The sequence below is a fragment of the Micromonospora sp. NBC_01392 genome (assembly GCF_045040125.1).
Taxonomy (GTDB): domain Bacteria; phylum Actinomycetota; class Actinomycetes; order Mycobacteriales; family Micromonosporaceae; genus Micromonospora.
The window spans coordinates 5,423,365-5,447,109 of the sequence record NZ_CP109549.1; the positions used below are offsets into that span (position 1 = coordinate 5,423,365).

The 23,745-nt window shown below is 74.3% G+C and carries 26 protein-coding genes; 9 read left to right on the top strand and 17 right to left on the bottom strand.

Annotation, left to right across the window (positions count from 1 at the left end):
* Positions 1–115 precede the first annotated feature (115 nt).
* A complete protein-coding gene (locus OG767_RS23210) occupies positions 116–505 on the bottom strand; it encodes a MerR family transcriptional regulator (RefSeq protein ID WP_281936523.1) in 390 nt (129 codons plus the stop codon).
* A 106-nt stretch (positions 506–611) separates the two neighbouring features.
* On the opposite strand from OG767_RS23210, the gene OG767_RS23215 reads away from it, so the two are divergent.
* From OG767_RS23215 to OG767_RS23225, 3 genes are read left to right on the top strand one after another with little or no spacing between them, the layout of a single operon-like run.
* Positions 612–1,337 (top strand): ABC transporter ATP-binding protein, encoded by a 726-nt coding sequence (locus OG767_RS23215; protein WP_405090497.1) that lies wholly within the window; start codon positions 612–614, stop codon positions 1,335–1,337.
* Entirely contained in the window at positions 1,334–2,089 is a 756-nt protein-coding gene (locus tag OG767_RS23220; protein WP_405090498.1) for an ABC transporter permease, read from the top strand. Before OG767_RS23215 ends, OG767_RS23220 begins: the two co-directional genes overlap by 4 nt.
* Positions 2,086–2,682 (top strand): TetR family transcriptional regulator, encoded by a 597-nt coding sequence (locus OG767_RS23225; RefSeq protein ID WP_405090499.1) that lies wholly within the window; start codon positions 2,086–2,088, stop codon positions 2,680–2,682. Before OG767_RS23220 ends, OG767_RS23225 begins: the two co-directional genes overlap by 4 nt.
* A gap of 103 nt (positions 2,683–2,785) precedes the next feature.
* On the opposite strand, the gene OG767_RS23230 is transcribed toward OG767_RS23225, so the two are convergent.
* Together OG767_RS23230 and OG767_RS23235 are read right to left on the bottom strand one after the other, a co-directional pair.
* Positions 2,786–4,570, bottom strand: a complete 1,785-nt coding sequence (locus tag OG767_RS23230; protein ID WP_405090500.1) for an ABC transporter ATP-binding protein — start codon at positions 4,568–4,570, stop codon at positions 2,786–2,788.
* Positions 4,567–6,435: an ABC transporter ATP-binding protein gene (locus tag OG767_RS23235; RefSeq protein WP_405090501.1), complete on the bottom strand. Its 1,869-nt coding sequence runs from the start codon at positions 6,433–6,435 to the stop codon at positions 4,567–4,569. The genes OG767_RS23230 and OG767_RS23235 overlap by 4 nt, the downstream gene beginning before the upstream one ends.
* Before the next feature lie 193 nt (positions 6,436–6,628).
* Between OG767_RS23235 and OG767_RS23240 the strand changes: the two genes are divergently transcribed.
* The 3 genes from OG767_RS23240 (at position 6,629) to OG767_RS23250 (ending at position 10,276) form a co-directional block, all read left to right on the top strand.
* Positions 6,629–7,258: a TIGR03085 family metal-binding protein gene (locus OG767_RS23240; protein ID WP_405090502.1), complete on the top strand. Its 630-nt coding sequence runs from the start codon at positions 6,629–6,631 to the stop codon at positions 7,256–7,258.
* Between the two features lie 126 nt (positions 7,259–7,384).
* Positions 7,385–8,332, top strand: a complete 948-nt coding sequence (locus OG767_RS23245) for a terpene synthase (RefSeq protein WP_405090503.1) — start codon at positions 7,385–7,387, stop codon at positions 8,330–8,332.
* A gap of 117 nt (positions 8,333–8,449) precedes the next feature.
* Positions 8,450–10,276, top strand: a complete 1,827-nt coding sequence (locus tag OG767_RS23250; protein WP_405090504.1) for an AMP-dependent synthetase/ligase — start codon at positions 8,450–8,452, stop codon at positions 10,274–10,276.
* Positions 10,277–10,358: 82 nt separating this feature from the next.
* Here OG767_RS23250 and OG767_RS23255 read toward each other — a convergent pair whose 3' ends face one another.
* Both OG767_RS23255 and OG767_RS23260 read right to left on the bottom strand, forming a co-directional pair.
* On the bottom strand, positions 10,359–11,666 hold the full coding sequence (locus OG767_RS23255) for a low temperature requirement protein A (RefSeq protein ID WP_405090505.1): 1,308 nt from the start codon (positions 11,664–11,666) through the stop codon (positions 10,359–10,361).
* A gap of 73 nt (positions 11,667–11,739) precedes the next feature.
* Complete coding sequence (locus tag OG767_RS23260; protein ID WP_405090506.1) at positions 11,740–13,191, bottom strand: PLP-dependent aminotransferase family protein; 1,452 nt, start codon at positions 13,189–13,191, stop codon at positions 11,740–11,742.
* Between the two features lie 60 nt (positions 13,192–13,251).
* Between OG767_RS23260 and OG767_RS23265 the strand changes: the two genes are divergently transcribed.
* Together OG767_RS23265 and OG767_RS23270 are read left to right on the top strand one after the other, a co-directional pair.
* Positions 13,252–13,884: a YitT family protein gene (locus tag OG767_RS23265; protein ID WP_405090507.1), complete on the top strand. Its 633-nt coding sequence runs from the start codon at positions 13,252–13,254 to the stop codon at positions 13,882–13,884.
* A 116-nt stretch (positions 13,885–14,000) separates the two neighbouring features.
* Positions 14,001–14,462 (top strand): hypothetical protein, encoded by a 462-nt coding sequence (locus OG767_RS23270; RefSeq protein ID WP_405090508.1) that lies wholly within the window; start codon positions 14,001–14,003, stop codon positions 14,460–14,462.
* Positions 14,463–14,481: 19 nt separating this feature from the next.
* Here OG767_RS23270 and hisF read toward each other — a convergent pair whose 3' ends face one another.
* The 12 genes from hisF to hisD all read right to left on the bottom strand — a co-directional run bounded on the left by hisF (position 14,482) and on the right by hisD (position 22,809).
* Positions 14,482–15,249: an imidazole glycerol phosphate synthase subunit HisF gene (gene hisF, locus OG767_RS23275; RefSeq protein WP_107157581.1), complete on the bottom strand. Its 768-nt coding sequence runs from the start codon at positions 15,247–15,249 to the stop codon at positions 14,482–14,484.
* A 74-nt stretch (positions 15,250–15,323) separates the two neighbouring features.
* Positions 15,324–16,337 carry an NADP-dependent oxidoreductase gene (locus OG767_RS23280; protein WP_405090509.1) on the bottom strand — a complete coding sequence of 338 codons (1,014 nt, stop codon included), beginning with the start codon at positions 16,335–16,337 and terminating at the stop codon, positions 15,324–15,326.
* Positions 16,338–16,392: 55 nt separating this feature from the next.
* Positions 16,393–16,818, bottom strand: coding sequence for an organic hydroperoxide resistance protein (locus tag OG767_RS23285; RefSeq protein ID WP_107157583.1), 426 nt, complete (start codon positions 16,816–16,818; stop codon positions 16,393–16,395).
* Between the two features lie 2 nt (positions 16,819–16,820).
* Entirely contained in the window at positions 16,821–17,267 is a 447-nt protein-coding gene (locus tag OG767_RS23290; protein ID WP_281936551.1) for a MarR family winged helix-turn-helix transcriptional regulator, read from the bottom strand.
* Between the two features lie 152 nt (positions 17,268–17,419).
* Complete coding sequence (locus tag OG767_RS23295; protein ID WP_405090510.1) at positions 17,420–17,833, bottom strand: RidA family protein; 414 nt, start codon at positions 17,831–17,833, stop codon at positions 17,420–17,422.
* Complete coding sequence (gene priA, locus OG767_RS23300) at positions 17,830–18,558, bottom strand: bifunctional 1-(5-phosphoribosyl)-5-((5-phosphoribosylamino)methylideneamino)imidazole-4-carboxamide isomerase/phosphoribosylanthranilate isomerase PriA (protein ID WP_357303148.1); 729 nt, start codon at positions 18,556–18,558, stop codon at positions 17,830–17,832. Before priA ends, OG767_RS23295 begins: the two co-directional genes overlap by 4 nt.
* A 19-nt stretch (positions 18,559–18,577) precedes the next feature.
* Complete coding sequence (locus tag OG767_RS23305; protein WP_281936557.1) at positions 18,578–18,898, bottom strand: hypothetical protein; 321 nt, start codon at positions 18,896–18,898, stop codon at positions 18,578–18,580.
* 55 nt (positions 18,899–18,953) lie between these two features.
* Positions 18,954–19,580, bottom strand: coding sequence for an imidazole glycerol phosphate synthase subunit HisH (gene hisH, locus OG767_RS23310; protein ID WP_405090511.1), 627 nt, complete (start codon positions 19,578–19,580; stop codon positions 18,954–18,956).
* Positions 19,580–19,747 (bottom strand): hypothetical protein, encoded by a 168-nt coding sequence (locus OG767_RS23315; protein ID WP_405090512.1) that lies wholly within the window; start codon positions 19,745–19,747, stop codon positions 19,580–19,582. Before OG767_RS23315 ends, hisH begins: the two co-directional genes overlap by 1 nt.
* 61 nt (positions 19,748–19,808) lie before the next feature.
* Complete coding sequence (gene hisB, locus OG767_RS23320; RefSeq protein WP_405090513.1) at positions 19,809–20,420, bottom strand: imidazoleglycerol-phosphate dehydratase HisB; 612 nt, start codon at positions 20,418–20,420, stop codon at positions 19,809–19,811.
* Complete coding sequence (locus OG767_RS23325) at positions 20,417–21,490, bottom strand: histidinol-phosphate transaminase (RefSeq protein ID WP_405090514.1); 1,074 nt, start codon at positions 21,488–21,490, stop codon at positions 20,417–20,419. Before OG767_RS23325 ends, hisB begins: the two co-directional genes overlap by 4 nt.
* Positions 21,487–22,809, bottom strand: coding sequence for a histidinol dehydrogenase (gene hisD, locus OG767_RS23330; protein ID WP_281936566.1), 1,323 nt, complete (start codon positions 22,807–22,809; stop codon positions 21,487–21,489). The genes OG767_RS23325 and hisD overlap by 4 nt, the downstream gene beginning before the upstream one ends.
* Positions 22,810–22,916: 107 nt before the next feature.
* Between hisD and OG767_RS23335 the strand changes: the two genes are divergently transcribed.
* Positions 22,917–23,621 (top strand): LON peptidase substrate-binding domain-containing protein, encoded by a 705-nt coding sequence (locus OG767_RS23335; RefSeq protein ID WP_405090515.1) that lies wholly within the window; start codon positions 22,917–22,919, stop codon positions 23,619–23,621.
* Positions 23,622–23,745: the final 124 nt, after the last annotated feature.

The following is a 23,745-nucleotide window of genomic DNA, read 5'->3' on the forward strand; positions in this document are numbered from 1 at the left end:
AGTCGTCGAGGAATCCGGACTCGGGCAACGAAGCGGGACCCACCGCGACATGGTGCCGGAAGTCCGATCTCAAGCGCAATGCCCGATGGCGGACCGGGTGTCCGGTGCGGGTGGCTTAGCCCAGTTCCTCTTCGGCCTGCCGGTACAGGTCGATCTTGTGGTCGAGGGCCTTGAGGTCCTCGGTCAGCTCGGCCATCCGGGCCAGCACCCGGGCCCGGTGCGCCTCGAACAGCGCCCGCCGCGCGCCGAGCGTACGGTCGCCCTGCCGGGCCAGCTCGGCGTAGCGGCGCATGTCGCGCACCGGCATCCCGGTCCGGCGCAGCCGCAGGAGCAGGAACAGCCAGTTGACGTCCGCCTCGGTGTAGCGCCGACGGCCGGCGGAGTCCCGCCCGACCGGCGCGACCAGCCCCTCCTGCTCGTACCAGCGCAGCGTGTAGGTGGTCAGGCCGACCCGCTGCGCCGCCTCGCCGACGCTGAGGCTCTTCTCCCGGATACCGATGTCCACCGATCCAGGCTTCCAGTTCGAGCCCACTCGAAGTCAACAGCATTGCCCGGCCGATGGAATTCATCTACCGTTGATTTCAACGGTCAATGAATTGTCGGAGGCGGACATGGACGACGCGGTGGCGGTCCGTGGCCTGGTGGTCGACCGGGGTGGGCGGCGGGTGCTGCACGGCATCAGCTGCGCCGTGCCCCGCGGCACGGTCACCGGGCTGCTCGGGCCCAGCGGCAGCGGCAAGACCACGCTGATGCGCGCGGTGGTCGGCGTGCAGACGGTCGACGCCGGCACGGTCGACGTGCTCGGTCGGCCCGCCGGCACGGCCGAGCTGCGCCACCGGGTGGGCTACCTGACCCAGGCGCCGAGCGTCTACGCCGACCTCACGGTCCGGGAGAACGCCCGCTACTTCGCCGTGCTCCAGGGCCGGGGCCGCGCCGACGCCGACCGGGCGGTGGCCGACGTCGGGCTGGCCGCGGCGGCCGACCAACTGGTCGGCACGCTCTCCGGCGGCCAACGCAGCCGCGCGTCGCTCGCCTGCGCCCTGGTCGGCGACCCGGAACTGGTCGTCCTCGACGAACCCACGGTCGGCCAGGACCCGGTGCTGCGGGCCGACCTGTGGGCCCGGTTCCACGCCATGGCCGCCACCGGCACCACGCTGCTGGTCTCCAGTCACGTGATGGACGAGGCGGCCCGCTGCGACCGGCTGCTGCTGATCCGCGAGGGCCGGCTGGTCGCCGACGACACCCCGGCCGCGGTCCGCGCCGCCACCGGCGTGGACGACCTGGAGGAGGCGTTCCTGCGCCTGATCCGCGACGGCGAATCGGAGGCCACCTCGTGAACGGGCGCATCCTGGCCGCCACGACCGGGCGGATCCTGCGCCAGCTCCGGCACGACAGGCGCACCGTCGCGCTGCTCGTCGTGGTGCCGGCGGTGCTGCTCACGCTTGTCTACTTCATGTACGTCGACCAGCCCACCCCACCCGGCGCGCCGCGCACCTTCGACCGGGTCGCGCTGATCATGCTGGGCTTCTTCCCGTTCATCATCATGTTCCTGGTGACCAGCATCGCCATGCTCCGCGAGCGCACCACCGGCACGCTGGAGCGGCTGCTCACCACGCCGCTGGGCAAGCTGGACCTGCTCTTCGGCTACGGCATCGCGTTCGGGCTGGCCGGGGTGCTCCAGTCCACCGTCGCCTCGCTGGTGGCCTACCAGGTGTTCGGGCTGGACACCGCCGGCAGCCCGTGGCTGGTCGTGCTGATCGCCGGCGTGAACGCGGTGCTGGCCGTGGCGCTCGGCCTGTTCTGCTCGGCGTTCGCCCGCACCGAGTTCCAGGCGGTGCAGTTCATGCCGGTCGTGGTCGCCCCGCAACTGCTGCTCTGCGGGCTGTTCGTGCCCCGCGGCCAGATGGCCGGCTGGCTCCAGGCGGTCAGCGACGCGCTGCCGCTGTCGTACGCGGTCGAGGCGCTCCAGGAGGTCGGCGCGCACACCCGGCCGACCGGCACCATGTGGCGCGACGTGGCGATCGTGGCCGGCGCGGCGGTGGTCGCGCTGGTGCTGGCCGCCGCCACGCTGCGCCGGCGCAGCGGGTGACCCCGCGTCGCACCGGGCGGCGGCCCGGCAACCCGGACACCCGGGAGGCGATCCTCGCCGCGGCCCGGGACGCGTTCGCCGAGCGCGGCTTCGACGCCACCCCGATTCGGACGGTCGCCGCCGCCGCCGGCGTGGACCCGGCGCTGGTGCACCACTACTTCGGCACCAAGGAGGAGCTGTTCCGGGCGGCCATGGCGTTCCCGGTGGACCCGGCGCGGCTGCTGCCGACGGTTCTCGCGGGCGGGCCGGAGGGCATCGGCGAGCGGCTCGTCCGCACGTTCCTTGAGGTATGGGACTCGCCGGTCGGCGCCGCAGGGGTGGCGTTGCTGCGCTCGGCGGTGAGCAACGAGTGGACCGCCCGCCTGCTGCGGGAGTTCCTCGTCACCCAGGTGCTGCGGCGGGTGCTCGACCACCTCGAGGTCGACCCGACGGAGCTGCCGCTGCGTGGCGGGCTGGTGGCGACCCAGCTCGCTGGGCTGGCCCTGATGCGGTATGTGCTCCGCCTCGAACCGATCGCCGGCGCCGAGCCGGCGACCCTGGTGGCCGCCGCCGGCCCGACGGTCCAGCGCTACCTCACCGGCGACGTGCGCTGATCCTTCCCGGCGGCGATCTTGCGCTTGTTGCCCCGACGAAAAGGGACGATCCACCCCTACTGGGGGCCGAAAGTGCAAGATCGCGGGAGTTCGGGGTGGCCGGCTAGCGGGTCTGCTCCAGCCACGAGGCGAAGAGCAGGGCGTAGACCGAGTCGGCGTCCCGGACCAGCTCCTCGTGCGGGCCGCGCTGCACGATCCGGCCCCGGTCCACCACGATCACCTCGTCGGCCGACTGCGCGGTGGAGAGCCGGTGCGCGATGGCCAGCGTGGTGCGCCCCCGGGTCACCGCGTCCAGCGTGCGTTGCAGGCGCACCTCGGTGGCCGGGTCGACCGCGCTGGTCGCCTCGTCGAGCACCAGCAGGTCCGGGTCGGCCACGTACGCGCGGGCCAGCGCCACGAGCTGCCGCTCGCCGACGCTGAGCGCCTCGCCGCGCTCGCCCACCGGGGTGTCCAGCCCGGCCGGCAGCCCGTCCAGCCAGTCGGCCAGGCCCAACTCGGTGAAGGCGCCGGCGAGCCGGGCGTCGGACAGGTCCGGGCGGGCGAAGCGGACGTTCTCCCCGACCGTGGCGTCGAACAGGAAACCGTCCTGCGGCACCATCACCACCCGGGCGCGCAGCGAGTCGAAGCGGACCTGACGCAGGTCGACGCCGGAGAGCAGCACCTCGCCCTCGGTCGGGTCCATCAGCCGGGTGAGCAGCTTGGCGAACGTGGTCTTGCCGCTGCCGGTCTCGCCGACCACCGCCACCCGGCTCTTCGCCGCGATGTCCAGCGTCACGTCGTGCAGCACCGGCGGCCCGCCCGGATAGGCGAACGTCACCTGAGCGAAGCGGACGTCGAGCGGACCGGACGGCAGCTCCCGGCCCCGCTCGCCCGGGTCGGCCACGTCCGGCTCGACGTCCAGCACGTCGAGCACCCGACGCCAGCCGGCGATCGCGTTCTGCGCCTCGTTGAGCACCTCGGTGGCGATCTGCACCGGCTGGATGAAGAGCGTGACCAGGAACAGGAACGCGGTGAGCTGCCCGACCGACAGCGTCCGGTCGACGCCCAGGCTCACCCCGACCGCCACCACGCCGGCCAGCGCCAGGCCGGCGGCCAGCTCGCCGACCGAGCTGCCCAGGATGCTGATCCGGATGGCCCGCTGCTGGGCCACCCGCTGCCCGTCGATCGCCGCGTCCAGCCGGCGGGCGGTGCGCCCGGCGATCCCGTACGCCCGGATCACCGGCGCGCCGACCACGCTCTCGCCGATCGCGCCGAGCAGTGTGCCGGTCCGCTGCCGGACCAGCCCGTACGCGCCGGCCAGCCGGCGCTGCAACTGCCGGATGATCAGCACCGCGGGCGCGAACGCGACGAGCACCACGAGCGTCAACTGCCAGGAGTACGCCAGCATCACGGCGGTGGTCACCAGCAACTGCCCCAGGTTGACCAGGAGGATCACGCCGCCCCACTGGAGGAACTGGGTGATCTGGTCGACGTCGCTGGTGACCCGGGAGACCAGCGACCCGCGCCGCTCGGACTGCTGGTGCAGCATGGACAGGTCGTGCACGTGCCGGAACGCGCGGGTCCGCACGCCGGCCAGCGCGGTCTCGCTGACCGTGAACAGCCGACGCATCATCAGGTAGCCGCAGGCGGTGGTGACCACCAGCACGGCGACGGTGACCGCCACGGTCAGCGAGATGACGCCCAGGTCGAGCCCGCCGACGATGCCGTGGTCGATGCCGCGCTGCACCGCCACCGGCACCGCCACCCGGCCGATCATGTAGACCAGCGCCAACGCCAACGTGGCGGCCAGCCCGGTCTTCAGCTCCGGGGAGAGCGCCAACCCGCGCCGCAGCGTCCCCCAGGTCGACTCGGACCGCTCGGCCGTGATCGTGGTCGTGGTCGCGCTCACCGGTCCACCTCCATCTCCAGGCCGGAGGGCACCGGCGTGACCTCGTCGTACGTGCGGTTCTGCTCGCGTTCCTGCTCGGCCTGCTCGTACGCGGTGACCAGGTCGGCGTACCCGGGCACGGTGGCCAGCAGCTCGGGGTGCGTGCCGCGGGCGACCACCCGGCCCCGCTCCACGTAGATCACCTCGTCGGCGAGCGCGATGGTGGCCCGCCGGTACGCCACCACCAGGATCGACGCGCCACCGTCGCCGGGGGCGCGCAGGCCGGCCAGGATGGCCGCCTCGACCCGCGGGTCGACGGCGCTGGTGGCGTCGTCGAGCACCAGCAGCCGGGGCCGGCCGGCGAGCGCCCGGGCCAGCGTGAGCCGTTGCCGCTGCCCGCCGGAGAGCGAGGTGCCCCGCTCACCGACCATGGTGTCCAGCCCGTCCGGCAGGGCGGCGACGAAGCCGTCCGCCTCGGCCAGCCGCAGCGCGGCCCACACCTCGTCGTCGCCGACGCCGGCCCGGTCGAGCGTGATGTTGGCCCGGACCGTGTCGTCGAAGACGAACGGCACCTGGGCCACCAGCGCCACCGTGGCGGCGAGCGAGGCGGCGGTCAGCTCGCGCACGTCGACGCCGTCCAGCGTGACGCGGCCACGGTCCGGATCGACCAGCCGCACGGCCAGCGACGCGATGGTGGACTTGCCGGCGCCGGTCGGACCGACCAGGGCCACCGTCTTCCCGGCCGGCACCGTGAACGTCACCTCGCCGAGCACCTCCGTGCCGGGCTGGTGCGCCTCGGCCGGCTCGTACCCGAAGTGGACGTCGGTGAAGCCCAGCGTGGCCGGCTCCCGGTGGGCCGGGTCGAGCGTCACGTCGCCGTACGGCATCTCGCCGGTGGCGTCCAGGACCCGGCTGACCCGCTCCCAGCCGGCGACGCTGCGCGGCAGCTCGGCCAGCACCCAGCCGATCGCCCGTACCGGGAAGGCCAGCACGGTGAACAGGAACGCCACGCTGACCAGCTCGGTCACCGTGATCGCGCCCTGTTGGAGCCGGACCGCGCCGACCACCAGCACGGCGAGCGTGCCGAGGCTGGGCAGTGTCTCCAGCATCGGGTCGAAGACGCCGCGCAGCCGGCCGACGGAGATCAAGGCGTCGCGCAGGTCACCGGCGCGGGCGGCGAAGCGGGCCGTCTCCTGGGACTCCCGGCCCATGGTCTTGACCACCAACGCGCCGTCGAAGCTCTCGTGCGCGATGCCGCTGACCTCGGCGCGCAGCCGCTGGGCGCGGGCCTGGCGGGGCGCCATCCGGCGGGAGTAGACCACGTTGAGGGCGAACAGCGCGGGGAAGACGGCGAGGCCGACCAGGGCGAGCGCCCAGTCGGTGACGAACAGCGAGGCCACGGCGCCGACCAGCATCACCAGCGTGCCGACCGCGAACGGCAGCGGCGCGATCGGGTACCAGGCGGCCTCCACGTCGGAGTTGGCGTTGGACAGCAGCGTGCCGGTGGAGTTGCGGTGGTGCCAGGCCAGCGGCAGGTCGAGGTAGCGGCGGGTGACCCGGCGACGGTAGGCGGCCTGGAGCCGGTACTGCATGTAACCGGCGCCGAGCCGCCGGCCGAAGATGCCGACCACCCGCAGCACGCTGATCCCGAACAGCGCCGACGCGGCGAGCGCGAGAGCGCCGCCGGCCACCGCGCCGCGTTCGACCGCCGGCACCACCACGTCGCCGACCACCGCGCCGACCACGTACGCGCTGGCGATGACGAGGAGGCCGAAGAGCACACTGCCGCTGACCGCCACCGCGAAGATCCGGGGTTGCTCCCGGATCGCCCGGCCGAGCACCCTGAGCCCCTTGCCGAGCACGTCCCGACTTGTCCCGCTCGCCACGCTCTCCCCCGCCGTAAGCCACAGTTTTCTCCCCCATCCTTACCGCTCGTCGCCGCGTACGCCGACCCGGCCGGGATATGTCCGCCGTCACGTTCGCGCCGACCGGGGCCGGACGGCGGGCGGCGACCGGCGGCCCGGGACGCCGCGGCGGCCATGGCGCGCCGATCGGGCCGGGCGGGCCTACGATCGGGCCATGCCGCGGTACGCCCGAGCGGAGCGCGAGGCGCTCGCCGATCTGATGCTGGAACTGGGACCGGACGCGCCGACGGTCAACGAGGGGTGGAACACCCGTGACCTGGCGGCGCACCTGCTGGTGCGGGAGCGCCGGCCGGACGCGGCCGGCGGGATCCTGCTGCCGCCGCTGCGGGGGTATGCCGAGGCGGTGCGCCTGCGGGTCGCCGCCGGTCCGTACGCCGACCTGGTCGCCCGGGTCCGCCGCCCGCCGGTGTGGAGCCCGGTGAGCAATCCGCTCACCGACGAGCTGGCCAACGGCATGGAGTTCTTCATCCACCACGAGGACGTGCGCCGCGCCCGGCCCGGCTGGCACCCGCGCGACCTGCCGGCCGGGCAGCAGGCGGTGCTCTGGAAGCGGGTCGCTCTGCTGGCCCGGATGGCGCTGCGGCGGTTTCCGGCCGAGGTGCTGGTGCAGGCGCCGGGGCACGGCGAGCTGCGGGTCGGCCGGGGCGGCGAGCGGCTGCGGCTGGTCGGCGCGCCGGGCGAGCTGGTGCTGTTCCTCACCGGCCGGCAGCGGGTGGCCCGGGTCCAGGTGGAGGGCCCGGCCGGGCCGGCGGAGCGGCTGCGCGCGGCCGAGCTGGGACTCTGACCGAGCGTAGGCATCCCGTGACCGCACTATCACGAAAAGCGCACATCCCAGTGATGAATACCGATCGATTCTGCCGTACGCTCCTGCCCGCCGCCCCGCCCCGCGGGCGGCGGACAGGGGGCACGGATGCGTGGCTTCGCGCTCTCGGCGCTGCACGAACCGCCCTTCCCGGCGCGACGGCACCCCGCCGTCGAGCGGGTCACCGCGGAGAGCGCCGGCTGGGTACGCGACCTCGGCCTGGTCCGTGACCCGGCCGGGCGGCGCCGACTGGCCGGCGCGCACGCCGCGGAGCTGGCCGGACGGGCCGGCCCGGAGGCGTCCCCGGCGGGCCTGCGCCTGCTCACCGACCTGATCAACTGGCTGTTCGTGGTGGACGACGCCTGCGACGACGACGGCCTGGGCGCGGACCCCACCCGGCTGGCCCCCACCGTGGCGGCGCTGCTGAGCGTGCTGGACCGGCACGGCGACCCGGCCGCGCCCGTCCCGGCCGGTGGCCCGCTGGCGGTGGCGCTCGACGACCTGTGCCGGCGGGCCCGCGACGCGCAGCGGCCCGCGCTGCTGCTGCGCCTGGTCGGCCAGTTGCGCGAATACCTGCTGGCGCTGCTCTGGGAGGCGGCCAACCGGGAGCACCGGCGGGTGCCCGGGGTGGCCGAGTACGTGCAGATGCGCCGGCACACCGGCGGCGTACGCCCCGGCTTCACGGTGACCGACCTGACCCACCCGGCGTGCCCCGGCCCCACCCGGCGGGCCGATCCGGCGCTGACCGCGTTGGACGTCCTCGCCGCCGACCTGGTCTGCTGGTGCAACGACCTGTTCTCCTACGACAAGGAGCGCGGCGTCGCCCCGCCGGCGCACAACCTGGTCACCACCATCGCCGGCGAGACCGGCCAGGACGAGGCGGCGGCGCTGCGCGAGGCGGCGGCCCGCTTCAACGCGGCGCTGGCGGCGTACGCGGAGCGGGACGCGGCGCTGGCCGTCGACGCCGACGACGGGGTTCGCGCGTTCCTCGCCACCCGCCGGGACTGGATCCGGGCCACCTACGACTGGTCCCGCGCCGCCACCCGGTACGCCTGAGCCCGAACCCCGGCCGATCCGCACTAGCCGCTGCCCGGGTGCAGGCAATACTCTTCGGTAACCGCAGACCGGCGTGACCCCCGTCACGTCCCTCCACCCCTGAAGGCGGCTTCCACGATGGCTCTCGATGTACCGTACCGTTCCGTACCGGACATGTTCCTCAAGCGCGTGGCGGACTCCCCCGACCGGCACGCCTTCGCCCACCCCGCACCCGACGACTCGGGCCCGGTCTGGTTGACGTGGGAGCAGGTCGGGCAGCGCGCCAAGGCGATCGCGGCCGGGCTGCACGGGCTGGGTGTGGGCCTCGAGGACCCGGTGGCGATCCTGGCCAACACGCGGCTGGAGTGGGTGCTCGCCGACTTCGGCGTGATGTGCGCCGGCGGGGCCACCACCACCGTCTACCCCACCACCGAGCCCGAGGAGGCGGCGTACATTCTCGCCGACTCGGGGTCGCGGGTGCTGTTCGCGGAGAACCCGGCCCAGGCCGCGAAGATCGCCGGCGCGGAGCTGCCGGCGCTGACCCACGTGGTGCTCCTCGACGGCGCGGCCGACCCAGCGGCCGGCGTTCCCCAGCTCACGCTCGCCGAGCTGGAGGAACGCGGCGCCGCCGCGCTGGCCGCCACGCCCGGCCTGATCGACGAGCTGGTCGCCGGCATCGGCCCGGACCACCTGGCCACCCTGATCTACACGTCGGGCACCACCGGCCGGCCCAAGGGCGTGGAGCTGCTGCACGGCGGGTGGTGCTGGGAGGGCGTCGCGCAGGCCGAGCTGGGCCTGCTGCGCGTCGACGACCTGCAATACCTGTGGTTGCCGCTGTCCCACTCGTTCGGCAAGACGCTGCTCTGCGGCGCCACCCACGTCGGGCTGCCCACCTACGTCGACGGCCGGGTGGACAAGCTGGTCGACCTGCTCGGCGTGGTCCGGCCGACGCTGATGTGCGGCGCGCCCCGGGTCTTCGAGAAGGTCTACAACAAGGCGGTCACCACCGCGCAGAGCGCGGGCGGCGCGAAGGCGAAGATCTTCGGCTGGGGCGTCGCGGTCGGCAAGGAGAAGGTCGCGCTGGAGCAGGCCGGCAAGCCCGTCCCGGCCGGGCTGCGGATGAAGTACGCGCTCGCCGAGAAGCTGGTCTTCAGCAAGCTCCAGGCCCGGCTGGGCGGCCGGATGCGGGTCCTGGTCTCCGGCGCGGCGCCGCTGAGCAAGGAGATCGCCACCTTCTTCGCCGCCGCCAACCTGCCCATCTCGGAGGGGTACGGCCTCACCGAGACCAGCGCCGGCGCGTTCGTCAACCCGCCGGACGGTCTCAAGATCGGCAGCGTGGGCCGGGCCATGGGCGACCTGGAGTGCCGGATCGACACCGACGGCGAGATCCTGGTCCGGGGCCGGCCGGTGATGCGTGGCTACCACAACCTGCCCGGGGAGACCGCCGAGGCGTTCACCGACGACGGCTTCTTCCGCACCGGCGACATCGGCACGCTCGACGACGACGGCTACCTGCGCATCACCGACCGCAAGAAGGACCTGGTCAAGACGTCCGGCGGCAAGTATGTCGCGCCGTCGCACATCGAGGGCATGTTCAAGGCGATCTGCCCGTACACCTCGCAGGCGGTGGTGATCGGGCAGGCCCGCAACTACTGCACCATGCTGGTCACGCTGGACCCGGACGCGATCAAGGGCTGGGCGGCCGGCACCGAGCTCGACGGGCGCGACTACACCACGATCGTCACCTCGCCCGAGGCGCGGACGATGGTCGAGGGGTACGTGGACGAACTGAACGCCAAGCTCAACCGCTGGGAGACGATCAAGAAGGTGACGATCCTCCCCCGCGACCTGACCATCGCCGACGGCGAGGTCACCCCGTCGTTGAAGATCAAGCGCCGCAGCGTGGAGACCAACTTCGCCGGCGAGATCGACAAGATGTACGAGGGCACGCTCGCCGAGCTGTGACGTGCCCCCGGCGCCGCGCCGGCCGTGCCCCACCGTCCCGGGGCACGGCCCGCGCGGGACCGGCCCCGGCGGCCCGCGCCGGTCACAGGTGTTCCCGACGCCACCGGCTCTGCTCGGCCTCGGCGGCCAACTGCTCCTCCAGCGCGAGCTGACGCACCCGGCGGCGGCGGCCGTCCTCGCTGCGTGTCTCCCAGGTGACGCCGGCGCCGGTGAGCACCGCCAGCACGCCCAGCGCGGCCACCTCCGGGATCCGGAACGCGAACGGGCCGACCGCGGCCAGCGCCGCCACCGTGACCAGCAGCGGACGGTGCACCTCGCGCACCGCCAACCACCAGCAGCCGGCGATGCTGAGCAGGTAGAGCGCCACCCCGCCGAAGAGGACGCCGCCCCAGAAGTCGCCCAACGGCCACCCCCAGGGCGGGGTGTTCGGGTCGGCGATCTCGGCGAGCAGGTCCTTGAGGCCGAGCGCGTAGAAGATCGTCCCGGTGACCATCGGCAGGTGCAGGAACGTGTAGACCGAGCGGCTCAGCCGCAGCCGGGCGTCCCGGTCCCGGGCGTGGTGCAGCGCCTGCTCCAGCGCGAACGCCAGCGTGTCGAAGTACGCCCACCAGAGCGCCGCCACGATCGCGATGCCGAGCAGCGCGGCCATCGCCACCGGACCGGTCAGCGGCAGCCCGGTCTTCGGTCCGAGCCCCAGCGCGATGATCGACTCACCGAGCGCGACCAGCACCATCAGCGCGTGCCGTTCCGCCCAGTGTCCGGCCGAGACCACCACCCACCAGTGCCAGGCCACGGTGGTGCCGACCACGTACTCGACAAGCACCGCCAGCGTCCAGAGCGCCAGTTGCAGCCCGACCGCGAACCGGCCCTCGGGCAGCCAGGCCCGGACGGTGCCGGCGGCCACGAGCAGCACGGTGGCCACGACCGGCACCAGGACGCGCAGCAGGAACCGTCGACGACGCACCGGGTCGGCCCGGTCCACCCGGCCGAACACGGTGAGCTGGGCCATCCGGATCACGAAGTAGCAGCCGGCGAAGACCAGCGGGCCGGGCAGGCCGCCCGGCCGGTCCTGGAACGCGCCGGGCGCGCTGAGCACGAGCAGGAACGTGGCCGCCACGGTCACGAAGCCGACCAGTGGCAGCATGCCCTGGTCGGCGCGGCAGGCGTTGCCCACCCGCGCGAAGCCGGTCCACGACCACCAGAGCAGCGCCAGCACCAGCAGGAAGCGGTAGAGGTTGACCGGGGTCAGCTCACTGGCGGTCAGCGTGGTGACGCTGAGGAACGCGAAGACGAAGACCAGGTCGTAGAAGAGTTCCAACCGGGTGGTGCGGGAGCCGGGCGCGGCTGCGCGTAGCGCCCACGACCAGCGGGCGTCGCTCCGGTTCCCCACCCGGGCAGTCTGCGGTCCCGCCGCCGGGCGGGGGTCCGGTTCGGCCGGCAACCACCGGAACGGGCACTGTCGCTCAGGTGATGACGCTCGGCTCCCGCCACTGCGGCCGGCCGGCCCGGTCCAGGTCGTAGCGGACCGCGGCGAGCCGCCCGACCGCCTCCGCCAGCTCCGCGGCGGGCAGCGTGAACGGCAGCCGGAGGAACCGCTCCAGCGTGCCGTCCAGGCCGAACCGGGGGCCGGGCGCCAGCCGTACGCCGACCTCCTCGGCCGCCCGGGCCAACGCGCTGGAGATCGGGCCGTCCAGCTCGGCCCAGAGCGTGACGCCGCCGCGCGGCACCCGGAACCGCCAGTCGGGCAGCCGGTCGGCGAGCGCGGCGACAAGCGCGTCCCGCTGGCCGGCGAGCTGGGTCCGGCGGGCCGCCACGATGGCCGGCGCCTGGGCCAGCAGGTGCACCGCGACGAGCTGGTCGAGGACCGGACTGGCCATGTCCACGCCGACCCGGGCCGCGGCCAGCCGCTGCACCTGCGGCGCGGAGGCGCGGACCCAGCCGATCCGCAGCCCGCCCCAGTAGGGCTTGCTCATCCCGCCGATGCTGATCACCCGGGAGTGCCTGTCGAAGACCGCCACCGGCGGTGGCAGCGGGGTGTCGTCAAGCGGCAGGTCGACGAAGGACTCGTCCACCACCAGGTCGGTGCCGGCGGCGTGGGCCGCGCCGACCAGCCGCTCGCGCAGGTCGGCCGCCATCAGGTGGCCGGTCGGGTTGTGGAACTCCGGGATCACGTACGCCAGCTTGGGCCGGGTCTGCCGGAGGCTGCCGAGCAGCAGGTCGGCGTCCCACCCGTCGTCGGAGAGCCCGTGCGTGGCGATCCGGGCCCGCCGGGCGGCGAGCGCGGCGAGCGCGTTGGGGTAGGTGGGCGACTCCACCAGCACCCCGCCGCCGGGGGACAGCGCCAGCCGGAGCACCAGGTCCAGCGCGTGCTGGGTGCCGCTGGTGACCATGATCTGCTCGGGGCTGGTGGGAAGGCCACGCTCGGTGTAGCCGCGGGCCACCGCCTCGCGCAGCTCGATGATGCCGGTGGGGTGGTAGCCGGCGCCGCCGAGATAGCGGGGCAGGTCCTCGGCCGCCGCGCGGGCGGCGGGGACGAGCTGCGGCGGGGCGGAGAGCGCGGCGACCCCGAGGTCGATCATGTCCCGGTCGTCGAGCGGCGTCCAGAGGCCGGTGCTGGCCACCCGGTGGGTGCCCGGCAGCATGGTCCAGCTCCCGGCGCCGCGCCGGCTCGCCAGGTGGCCGCTCTCCCGCAGTTCCCGGTACGCCGCGGTGACGGTGGTCCGGCTGATCCGGAGCGCCTCGGCCAGTTCCCGCTCGGCCGGCAGGCGTACCCCCAGGGGCAGCCGGCCGTCGGCGAGCAGGCCACGGACGGCGGCGGCGAGCGCGACGTAGTCCGGGCTGCGCCGCCGGCCGGGCAGCGCGTGCCACTGGCCGAGCAGCCGCGCCAATTGGACACCGCGCACCTGGCTTGTCATGGCCACTCCTCCCCGATTGGCCTCTCCGGCTGGGGCCGATTGGACCCTAGGGTGGCATGCATGGCACAGCTTGGCAATCTCCGGGACCGGCCGGTGCGGCGACTCACCCAGCTCTACGCCGGCCTGGTCCTCTACGGGCTCAGCATGGCGCTGATGATCCGGTCCGGGCTGGGCCTGGATCCCTGGGACGTGTTCCACCAGGGCCTGGCCCGGCAGACCGGCCTCTCCTTCGGCACGGTCACCATCGCCGTCGGCGCCGTGGTGCTGCTGCTCTGGATCCCGCTGCGGCAGCGCCCCGGGCTCGGCACGATCAGCAACGTGGTGGTGATCGGGCTGGTCGTCGACGGCACCCTGACCGTGCTGCCGCCTGGCGAGGGCCTGCCGGTACGCGCCGCGCTGCTGGTGGTCGGCATCGTCGCCAACGGCGCCGCCACCGGCCTCTACCTGGGTGCCGGGCTCGGCCCCGGGCCGCGTGACGGCCTGATGACCGGCCTGGTCGCCCGCCGCCCGCGCCTGTCGATCCGGCTGGTCCGGACCGTCATCGAGGTGACCGTGCTCGCCCTCGGCTGGCTGCTCGGCGGCACCGTCGGTCTCGGCACGGTGGCCTACGCGCTCGCCATCGGGCCGCTCGCCCAACTGTTCATCCCGATCTTCGCGATCCCGGCCCGACCGGTCCGCGCCTACGCTGCGTGAGCGCGTTCGGGCCGACCGCCACCGTACGGGCCGGCCCGCAGCGCGCTGAGCTGCGACGACGCGCGCCGCGAAAACCGGGTGTTTTCTCCGCCGTCGCGGGCGGGCATCATTCGTGCATGGGGGACAACGGATGGCGTTGGAGCGACGCCTGGATCTTCGTGGCGTTGGTCATCGCGAGCGGCGCCGGCCGGCACCGCCGGGCCGCCGCCACACGCCGCCCCGAGGGGGTACGCCTCGCCGACGTCCTCTCCACCGCCGACCACCTCAACCAGGCCATTCCCGAACGACACGAGGTCGAGGGGGCGGTCCGGCGGCTCGTCGGCGCCGGCCTGGTCAGCGTCGCCGACGGCTGGTTCCGGGTCACCCCGGACGGCGAACAGCTCTGGCGCACCCGGCCCAGCGCCGGGCTCGGCACCACTGTCGACACCGTGCAGGGCGCGCTGACCCGCCGGCACCCGCCGGGCGAGTCCGAGTGGCAGCTCGCCGAGGACGACCACGCCGCCGCCGTGCAGGAGTACGTGGTCCGCTCCATCCCGATGCCCCGCCGGTCCCCGGAGGGGCGCTCCGGGCGGCCGTGACCCGTGGGCCCGGCCCGGGTCAGCGCACCGGGTGCCCGGCGCCGCGCAGCGCGTCCTTGACCTCGCCGACGGTCAGCTCGCCGAAGTGGAAGACACTGGCCGCGAGCACCGCGTCGGCGCCCGCGCCGACCGCCGGCGGAAAGTGCGCCACCGCGCCCGCGCCACCGCTGGCGATCACCGGCACCTCGACCACGTCCCGGACCGCCTGGATGAGCGGCAGGTCGAACCCGGCCTTGGTGCCGTCCGCGTCCATCGAGTTGAGCAGGATCTCGCCGGCGCCCAGCTCGGCGCCGCGCGCGGCCCACGCCACCGCGTCCAGGCCGGTGCCGCGCCGGCCGCCGTGCGTGGTGACCTCGAAGCCGCTGGGCGTCACCCCGGCCGGGGCGCGCCGCACGTCCAGCGAGAGCACCAGCACCTGGCGGCCGAACCGGTCGGCGATCTCGGCGATCAGCTCCGGGCGGGCGATGGCCGCGGTGTTCACGCCGACCTTGTCCGCCCCGGCCCGCAGCAGCGTGTCGACGTCGGCGACCTGCCGGACGCCGCCGCCCACGGTGAGCGGGATGAAGACCGACTCGGCGGTGCGCCGGACCACGTCGAGCATCGTGCCGCGGTCGCTGGACGAGGCGGTGACGTCGAGGAACGTCAGCTCGTCCGCCCCGGCCCGGTCGTACGCCGCCGCCAGCTCCACCGGGTCGCCGGCGTCGCGCAGGTCGACGAAGTTGACGCCCTTGACCACCCGTCCGGCATCCACGTCCAGACACGGAATGACCCGCACCGCCACCGTCATGCCGGAAAGCCTAGCCAACGCGGAAGCGGCGGTGGCCGGCCGGTGAGGCCGGTCACCGCCGCTTCCGTGGGGTGTCAGAGGCGGACGAGCATCTTGCCGAGGTTCTCACCGCGCAGCAGGCCGAGGAACGCGTCCGGGGCCTGCTCGATGCCGTCGACCACCGTCTCGTCGTACGACAGGCGACCCTCGCGCAGCCAGCCGGCCACCTCCTGCACGAACTGCTCGCGCAGGTGACCGTGGTCACCGACGAGGAAGCCGCGCAGCGTCAGCCGCTTGCCGATCACCAGCGCCAGGTTGCGCGGGGCGGCCGGCGGCTCCGCCGAGTTGTACTGGGCGATCATGCCGCAGATGGCGGCCCGGCCGTGCAGGTTCATCGCCCCGATCGCGGCCTCCAGGTGCTCCCCGCCGACGTTGTCGAAGTACACGTCGACACCGTCCGGGGCGGCGGCCTTGAGCTGCTCGTACACCGGCCCGTCGTGGTAGTCGAAGGCGGCGTCGAAGCCGAGCGCGGCGAGCCGCTCGACCTTCGCCCGGGAGCCGGCGCTGCCGATCACCCGGCCGGCGCCGCGCAGCTTCGCGATCTGCCCGACCATCGAGCCCACCGCGCCGGCCGCGCCGGAGACGAAGACCGTCTCCCCCGGCTTCATGACGGCCACGTCGAGCAGCCCGGCGTACGCGGTCAGCCCGGTCATGCCGAGCACGCTCAGGTAGGCGCTGACCGGCGCGAGGCCGGCGTCGACCTTGCGGACGGCCGTCGCGTCGACGAGCGCGTACTCGCGCCAGCCCAGGCCGTGCAGCACGACGTCGCCGGGCTTGACGCCCGCGGCCTCGCCGGCCACCACCTCACCGATCGCGCCGCCGTCGAGCGGGGCGTCGAGCGCGAACGGCGGCACGTACGACTTGACGTCGTTCATCCGCCCCCGCATGTACGGGTCGACGGACATGAACTGGTTGCGAACCACGACCTGACCCGGCCCCGGCGTCGGCACCTCGGTGGTGACCAGCCGGAAGTTGTCGGCGGTCGGCCAGCCCTCGGGGCGGGACGCCAGGTGGATCTCCCGGTTCACGCTGTCGCTACCGTTGCTCACAGGGCCTCCTTCGATCGCGACTGCGGGGCTCGCAAACCCGGCTCGCTCCTCGCGCTCACAGGGCCTCCCGGACGGTCAGCGCGACCTCGATGTTGCCGCGGGTCGCGTTCGAGTAGGGGCAGACCTGGTGGGCCGCCTCGACCAGCTTCTCGGCGGCCGGGCGCTCGACGGCGGGCAGGTCCACCACCAGTGTCACGGCCAGGCCGTAGCCGCCGCTGCCGTTCGGGCCGATGCCCACCTCGGCCTCGACGACCGAGCCGGCGACGTCCGCCTTGGCCTGGCGGGCGACGATGCGCAGCGCGGAGTGGAAGCAGGCCGCGTAGCCGGCCGCGAAGAGCTGCTCGGGGTTGGCCGCGCCGCCGGCGCCGCCCATCTCCTTCGGCACGGCGAGGTTCAGGTCGACGGTGCCGTCGGAGGTGCGGACGTGGCCGTCGCGACCGTCGCCGGTGGCCTTGGCGGACGCGGTGTAGAGGACCTGCATTGTCACTGCTCCTTCTGTCGGTGGATCGTCTCGGTGACCCGGGTGAGCGTGTCGCGGAGATTGACCAGTTCGGCCGCCGTGAGGCCGGTGGCCACGGCCACCCGCATCGGCACGTCCGCCATCCGCTCCCGCAGCGCCCGGCCCCGATCGGTGAGGCCCACCTCGACCCGGCGCTCGTCGGCGGCCGAGCGGGTTCGCACCACCAGGCCGGCCCCCTCCAGCCGCTTGAGCAGCGGGGAGAGCGTGCCGGAGTCGAGCCGGAGCCGCGCGCCGAGCTCGGAGACCGTGGGGGCGTCGTCGTCGCGCTCCCACAGCACCAGCAGCACCAGGTACTGCGGGTAGGTCAGGCCGTGCTCGTCGAGGATGGGCCGGTAGACGTCGGTCAGGGCGCGCGACGCCGCGTAGAGCGCGAAGCACACCTGCCGGCGTAGCACCAGATCATCGGTCACCCGTCGAACTGTAGCGCCCAATCAAGTTGTGCACAACTTGATTGGGCGCGGGTGCGCACGCTCACACCGGTAGCCGCTCTTTCCCGGAAAGCGGGCCTATTCCGGCCCGGATACCCACTCTTTCCGTGAAAGAGGGCGCACCGCCTCTGGGGTCAGGGGTGCGGGAGCCACGCCTCCAGCTCGATCTCGACCAGGTGCTCCGGGTCGAGCAGACCGGCCACCACCACCATGGTCGCCACCGGACGAACCGGGCCGAACACCGCGTTGTGCGCCCGGCCCACCTCGTCGACGTAGAGCCGGTCGGTCACGTACATCCGGGTCCGAACCACGTCGGCCGGTTCCGCGCCCACCTCGGCCAGCGCGTCCAGGCCGATCCGGATCGCCTGCGCGGTCTGCGCCGCCGCGTCCCCCACGTGCGCCACCCGACCGTCCACCGTGGAGGTGCAGCCGGCGGTGATCGCCAGCGCGCCGGCCCGGACCACCCGGGAGTAGCCGTAGAGCGCCTCCCACGGGCCGCCCGAGCCGAGCCGGGTCACCACCGGCGACCCGCCCACCTCGATCGTCACGCGCCGGCCCGCAGCGTGGCGAGCGCCTGGGCGACCGTGAACGCGCCGGCGTAGAGCGCCTTGCCGGCGATCACGCCCTCCACGCCGACCGGCTCCAGCGTGGCCAGCGCCCGCAGGTCGTCGAGCGTGGACACCCCGCCGGAGGCGATCACCGGCGCGTCGGTGCGGGCGCACACCTCGCGCAGCAGGTCCAGGTTCGGCCCTCGCATGGTGCCGTCCTTGGTGATGTCGGTGACCACGTACCGCGCCGCGCCGGCCGCGTCCAGCCGGGCCAGCACGTCGTAGAGGTCACCGCCGTCGCGGGTCCAGCCCCGCGCCGAGAGGGTACGCCCACGCACGTCCAGCCCGATCGCCACGCGGTCCCCGTACTCGCCGCAGATCCGGTCGCACCACTCGGGATCCTCCAACGCGGCGGTGCCGATGTTGACCCGGGCCGCCCCGGTGCCCAGCGCCGCCCGCAACGACTCGTCGTCGCGGATCCCGCCCGACAGCTCCACCTTGACGTCGAGCTTGCCGACCACCTCGGCGAGCAGCGCCGCGTTGGAGCCCCGGCCGAACGCGGCGTCCAGGTCGACCAGGTGGATCCACTCCGCGCCGTCGGACTGCCAGGCGAGCGCCGCCTCCAGCGGGTCGCCGTACGCGGTCTCGCTGCCGGCGGCGCCCTGCACGAGCCGGACGGCCTGGCCGTCGGCGACGTCCACGGCGGGCAACAGGTCAAGGCTCAACGGTTGTCTCCTCGCATCCTCAACGACGGTCCAACGCGATCACCACGATCGCCGGCAGGACCAGCAGCAACAACACGACCAACGCCAGACGCAGCGCGAGGTCGTCGACGAAACTCCAGATGCCGATCACCGCGACGGCGGTGAGCAGCACGATGGCCGCCCGCTCCCGCCGGCTGTGCCGGCGCAGCCGACCGGTGCGCCCCCGCCGCAGCCGGGGCGTCAGCCGGCGTACCCAGGCCCGGCGCCGCTCCCGACGGGCCACCCGCCGGGCCCGGACGGCGCGTTCCCGCTCCTGCTCGGCCTCGCGGGCCGCCCGACGACGGGCCCGCTCCTTACTCATCAGCCGCCGTTCGTTCGCGACTGCGGGGCTCGCAGGACCGGCTCACTCCTCGCGCTCACCCAAGCGTCCCGAGCCAGTTGCGCAGGAGCGCCGCGCCCGTGTCGGCCGACTTCTCCGGGTGGAACTGGGCGGCGGACAGCGCCCCCCGCTCCACCGCCGCGACGAAGTCGCCGCCGTGGTGCGCGGTGGTCACGACGGCGCCGGCGGCGGCGAGCGCGGCCGGGTCGGTGACCCCGTAGGAGTGCACGAAGTAGAACCGGGCGTCGGCCGGCAGGCCGGCGAAGAGCACCGACCCGTCCGGCGGGCGCACCGTGTTCCAGCCCATGTGCGGCAGGCGCGGCGCGGGCAGCTTCGTCACCCCGCCGGGCAGCAGGCCCAGGCCCTTGGTCACGACGCCGTGCTCGTCGCCGTGTTCGAAGAGCACCTGCATGCCGACGCAGATGCCGAGCACCGGGCGGCCCGTCGCCACCCGCTCGGCGATCACCGGGCCGGCGCCGAGCGCCTCGATGCCCGCCATGCACGCGGCGTACGCGCCGACGCCCGGCACCACCAGGCCGTCGGCCCCGGCGGCGGTGGTCAGGTCGTCGGTCACGGTGACGTCCGCACCGGCCCGCTCCAGCGCGCGCTCGGCCGAACGCAGGTTGCCCGAGCCGTAGTCGAGCACCACCACCCGCCGGGCCATCAGCCCTCCCCGGGCAGCAGCCAGAGCAGCCCGCCGGCGGTGGCCAGCACAGCCAGCAGGCCGGTGACCACCACGGCGGCGCGGGCGGCGCCCTGCTTGTGCAGCGACCACGTCCCACCGACCAGCACCCCGGCCAGGATCAGCAGCAGCGTCGGCAACACCTTCACAGGCCGGGCCGCCTTTCATTCGCGACTGCGGGACTCCGCTGCGCTGCGTTCCTCGCGCTCATCAGAGCGCACCCTTCGTGGAGGGCACCACGCCGGCGCTGCGCGGGTCGATCGCGGTCGCCTCACGCAGCGCCCGGGACACGGCCTTGAACTGGGCCTCGACCACGTGGTGCGCGTCCGGGTGGCCGCCGGGCCGGGCCGCCCGCAGCACGTCCACGTGCAGCGTGACCCGGGCCGACTGGCCGAACGACTCCCAGATGTGCCGGGTCATGCTGGTCGGGTAGACCGGCCCGATGTACGGCGACAGCGCCGGCTCGTCGTGCACCACGTACGGCCGGCCGGACAGGTCGACCGCGGCCCGCACCAGCACCTCGTCCATCGGGACGGTGGCCGAGCCGTACCGCCGGATGCCGGCCTTGTCACCCAGCGCCCGGTCGAACGCCGTGCCCAGCGCGAGCGCGGTGTCCTCCATGGTGTGGTGCGCGTCGATCTCCAGGTCGCCGACCGTGTGCACGGTCAGGTCGAAGCCGCCGTGCCGGGCGATCTGGTTCAGCATGTGGTCGTAGAAGCCGACGCCGGTCTCGATGTCGGCCTTGCCGGTGCCGTCGAGGTCGATCTCGACAAGCACCTTGGTCTCGTTGGTGACCCGCTCGATCCGGGCGGTGCGGTTCATGACAACTTCTCCATCGCGGACAGAAAGGCGTCGGTCTCGGCCGGGGTTCCGGCGGTGACCCGCAGCCAGCCGGGCAGGCCGACGTCGCGGACCAGCACGCCGGCGTCGAGCAGGGTACGCCAGGCGGCGCCCTGGTCGCCGCCGACGTCGAACAGCACGAAGTTTGCGTCGCTGTCGGCCACCCGGCGCCCCCGCGCGCGCAGCTCGGCGACGATCCGGTCGCGCTGGACCATGATCGCGGAGACGGTGCCGAGCAACGCGTCCCGGTGCGCCAGCGCCGCCCGGGCGGCGGCCTGGGTGAGCGCGGAGAGGTGGTACGGCAGCCGGACCAGCTGCACCGCCGCCACCACCGCCGGGTCGGCGGCCAGGTAACCCAGCCGGCCGCCGGCGAACCCGAACGCCTTGCTCATGGTGCGGGTGACCACCAGTCGGGGGTGGCCGGGCAGCACGGCGAGCGCGCTGACCGTGCCGGGCCGGGCGAACTCCGCGTACGCCTCGTCCACCACCACCATGCCGGGCGCCTCGGCCAGCACGGCGGCGACCACGGCCGGGTCGAGCGCGGTGCCGGTCGGGTTGTTCGGCGAGCAGAGGAACACCACGTCCGGGCGGTGCGCGCGCACCTGGTCGACCGCGTCGGCGGCGGTCAGCCCGAAGTCGGCGCCCCGGACGCCGGGGATCCACCGGGTGCCGGTGCCGAGCGCCAGCAGCGGGTGCATCGAGTACGCCGGGGTGAAGCCGAGCGCGGTGCGCCCGGGGCCGCCGAACGCCTGGAGCAACTGCTGCTGGATCTCGTTGGAGCCGTTGGCCGCCCACACGTGGTCGGCGGTGAGGTCGTGGCCCAGGTACGCCGCCAGGTCGGCGCGGAGCGCCACCGCGTCCCGGTCCGGGTAACGGTTCAGGTCACGCAGCTCGGCCGCGACCGCCTTGCCGATCGCCTCGACCACCGGCTCGGGCACCGGGTAGGAGTTCTCGTTGGTGTTCAGCCGCACCGGCACGTCGAGCTGCGGCGCGCCGTACGGGGAGCGTCCGCGCAGGTCGCCCCGGATCGGCAGGTCGTCGAGCGTGGTCACGAGTCGTCTCCGGGGAAGCGGACGCGGACCGCCTGGCCGTGCGCCGGCAGGTCCTCCACGCCGGCCAGCGTGACCACGTGCGGGGCCACCTCGCGCAGCGCCTGCTCGGTGTATTCCACCAGGTGGACGCCGCGCAGGAAGGACTGCACGGACAACCCGGAGGAGTGCCGGGCGCAGCCGCCGGTGGGCAGCACGTGGTTGGAGCCGGCGCAGTAGTCGCCGAGCGACACCGGCGACCACGCGCCCACGAAGATCGCACCGGCGTTGCGCACCCGCAACGCCCACTCGCGGGCGTTCTCGGTCTGGATCTCCAGGTGCTCGGCCGCGTACGCGTCGACCACCCGCAGCCCGGCCGCCAGGTCGTCGACGAGGACCACGCCGCTCTGCTCGCCGCGCAGCGCGGTGCCGATCCGCTCGGCGTGCTTGGCCGCCGGCACCTGCCGGGCCAGCTCGGCGTCGACCGCGTCGGCCAGCTCGGTCGACGGCGTGACCAGCACGCTGGCCGCCAGCGGGTCGTGCTCGGCCTGGCTGATCAGGTCGGCGGCGACGTGCGCCGGGTCGGCGGTGTGGTCGGCCAGGACGGCGATCTCCGTCGGGCCGGCCTCGGCGTCGATGCCGACCACGCCGCGCAGCAGCCGCTTCGCGGCGGTGACCCAGATGTTGCCCGGCCCGGTGATCATGTCGACCGGGTCGCAGCGCTCGTCTCCGGCCGGGTCGACAGTCGCGCCGTACGCGAGCATGGCCACCGCCTGGGCGCCGCCGACCGCGTACACCTCGTCCACGCCGAGCAGCGCGCAGGCGGCGAGGACCCGCGGGTCGGGCAGGCCGTCGTTGTCCTTCTGCGGCGGGCTCGCCACCACCAGCGAGCGCACCCCGGCCGCCTGGGCCGGGACCACGTTCATCACCACCGTCGACGGGTACATGGCCAGACCGCCGGGGACGTAGAGGCCCACCCGGTCGACCGGCACCCACCGCTCGGTCACCGTGCCGCCGGGCACCACGGTCGTGGTGTGGTCGGTCCGGCGCTGGTCGGCGTGGACCTTGCGGGCCCGGGTGATCGACTCCAGCAGCGCGGCGCGGACCTGGGGGTCCAGCTCACCCTCGGCGGCGCGGATCACCTCGACCGGCACCCGCAGATGCTCCGGCGCGACGCCGTCGAACCGCTCGCTGGCCTCCCGGATCGCCGGGTAGCCATGCTCGCGGACCGCCTCGACGAGGGGGCGGATCCGCTCGACCGCGACGGAGACGTCGAGCTGGGCACGGGGCAGCAGGCGGCGCGGGTCGGGCACCCCGCCGCGCAGGTCGATCCGATTCAGCACACCTGCGAGTCTAGGCCGCCGCCGGTCGGACCGACCGGGGCCGCCCGCACGCCGGGACGGTGAGCCGGGACACGCAGGCCGGGCGCGGGGGAGCTACGCTCGATCACGTGAGCGCACGGCTGCCGGTGTTCCCGCTCGGGACCGTCCTCTTCCCCGGGCTGGTCCTTCCGCTGCACATCTTCGAGGAGCGCTACCGATCCCTGGTCCGCCACCTGGTCGGGCTGCCCGAGGGCGCGCCACGCGAGTTCGGCGTGGTGGCGATCCAGGCCGGCTGGGAGGTCGCGCCGGCCGGGCCGCCGGGCCGCTCCGGGCTGGCCGGCGGCGAGATCACCCTGCACGAGGTGGGCTGCACGGCCGAGCTGCGGCAGGTCACCGAGCTGGCCGACGGCGGGTTCGACATCGTCACGGTGGGCCGGCGCCGGTTCCGCGTCGCCGAGATCGACGACGACGCCGAGCCGTACCTCACCGCCGAGGTGGAGTGGCTGCCCGAGCCGACCGGCCCGGACGAGGTGGCCGACGTGCTGGCGGCCCGGGTGATCTCGGTGTTCCGGCACTATCTCGGCCTGATCCGGCCGGACCAGGAGGAGATCTCCGAGCAGCTCCCGGAGGACCCGACCGTGCTGTCACACCTGGTCGCGGCGACCGCCGCGCTGACCGTCGCCGACCGGCAGCGACTGCTCGCCATCGACGACACCCCCGGCCGGCTCCGCGCCGAGCTACGCCTGCTCAACCGCGAGTCGGCGCTGCTGCGCCAGGTCCGGGCGGTGCCGGTGCCGCTCAGCGAGCTGGCGGGTCTTCCGACGCCGAACTGAACCCCGGCGGGTCCGCCCGGTCGCCGTCCCCCGGCCCCGGGCCGGCCGGCCCCGGGCCACCGACCTCCGACGCCGCCGGCCACCCAGCGGCCTCCGACGCGGGTGGCCGCCCGCCGCCCGGGCC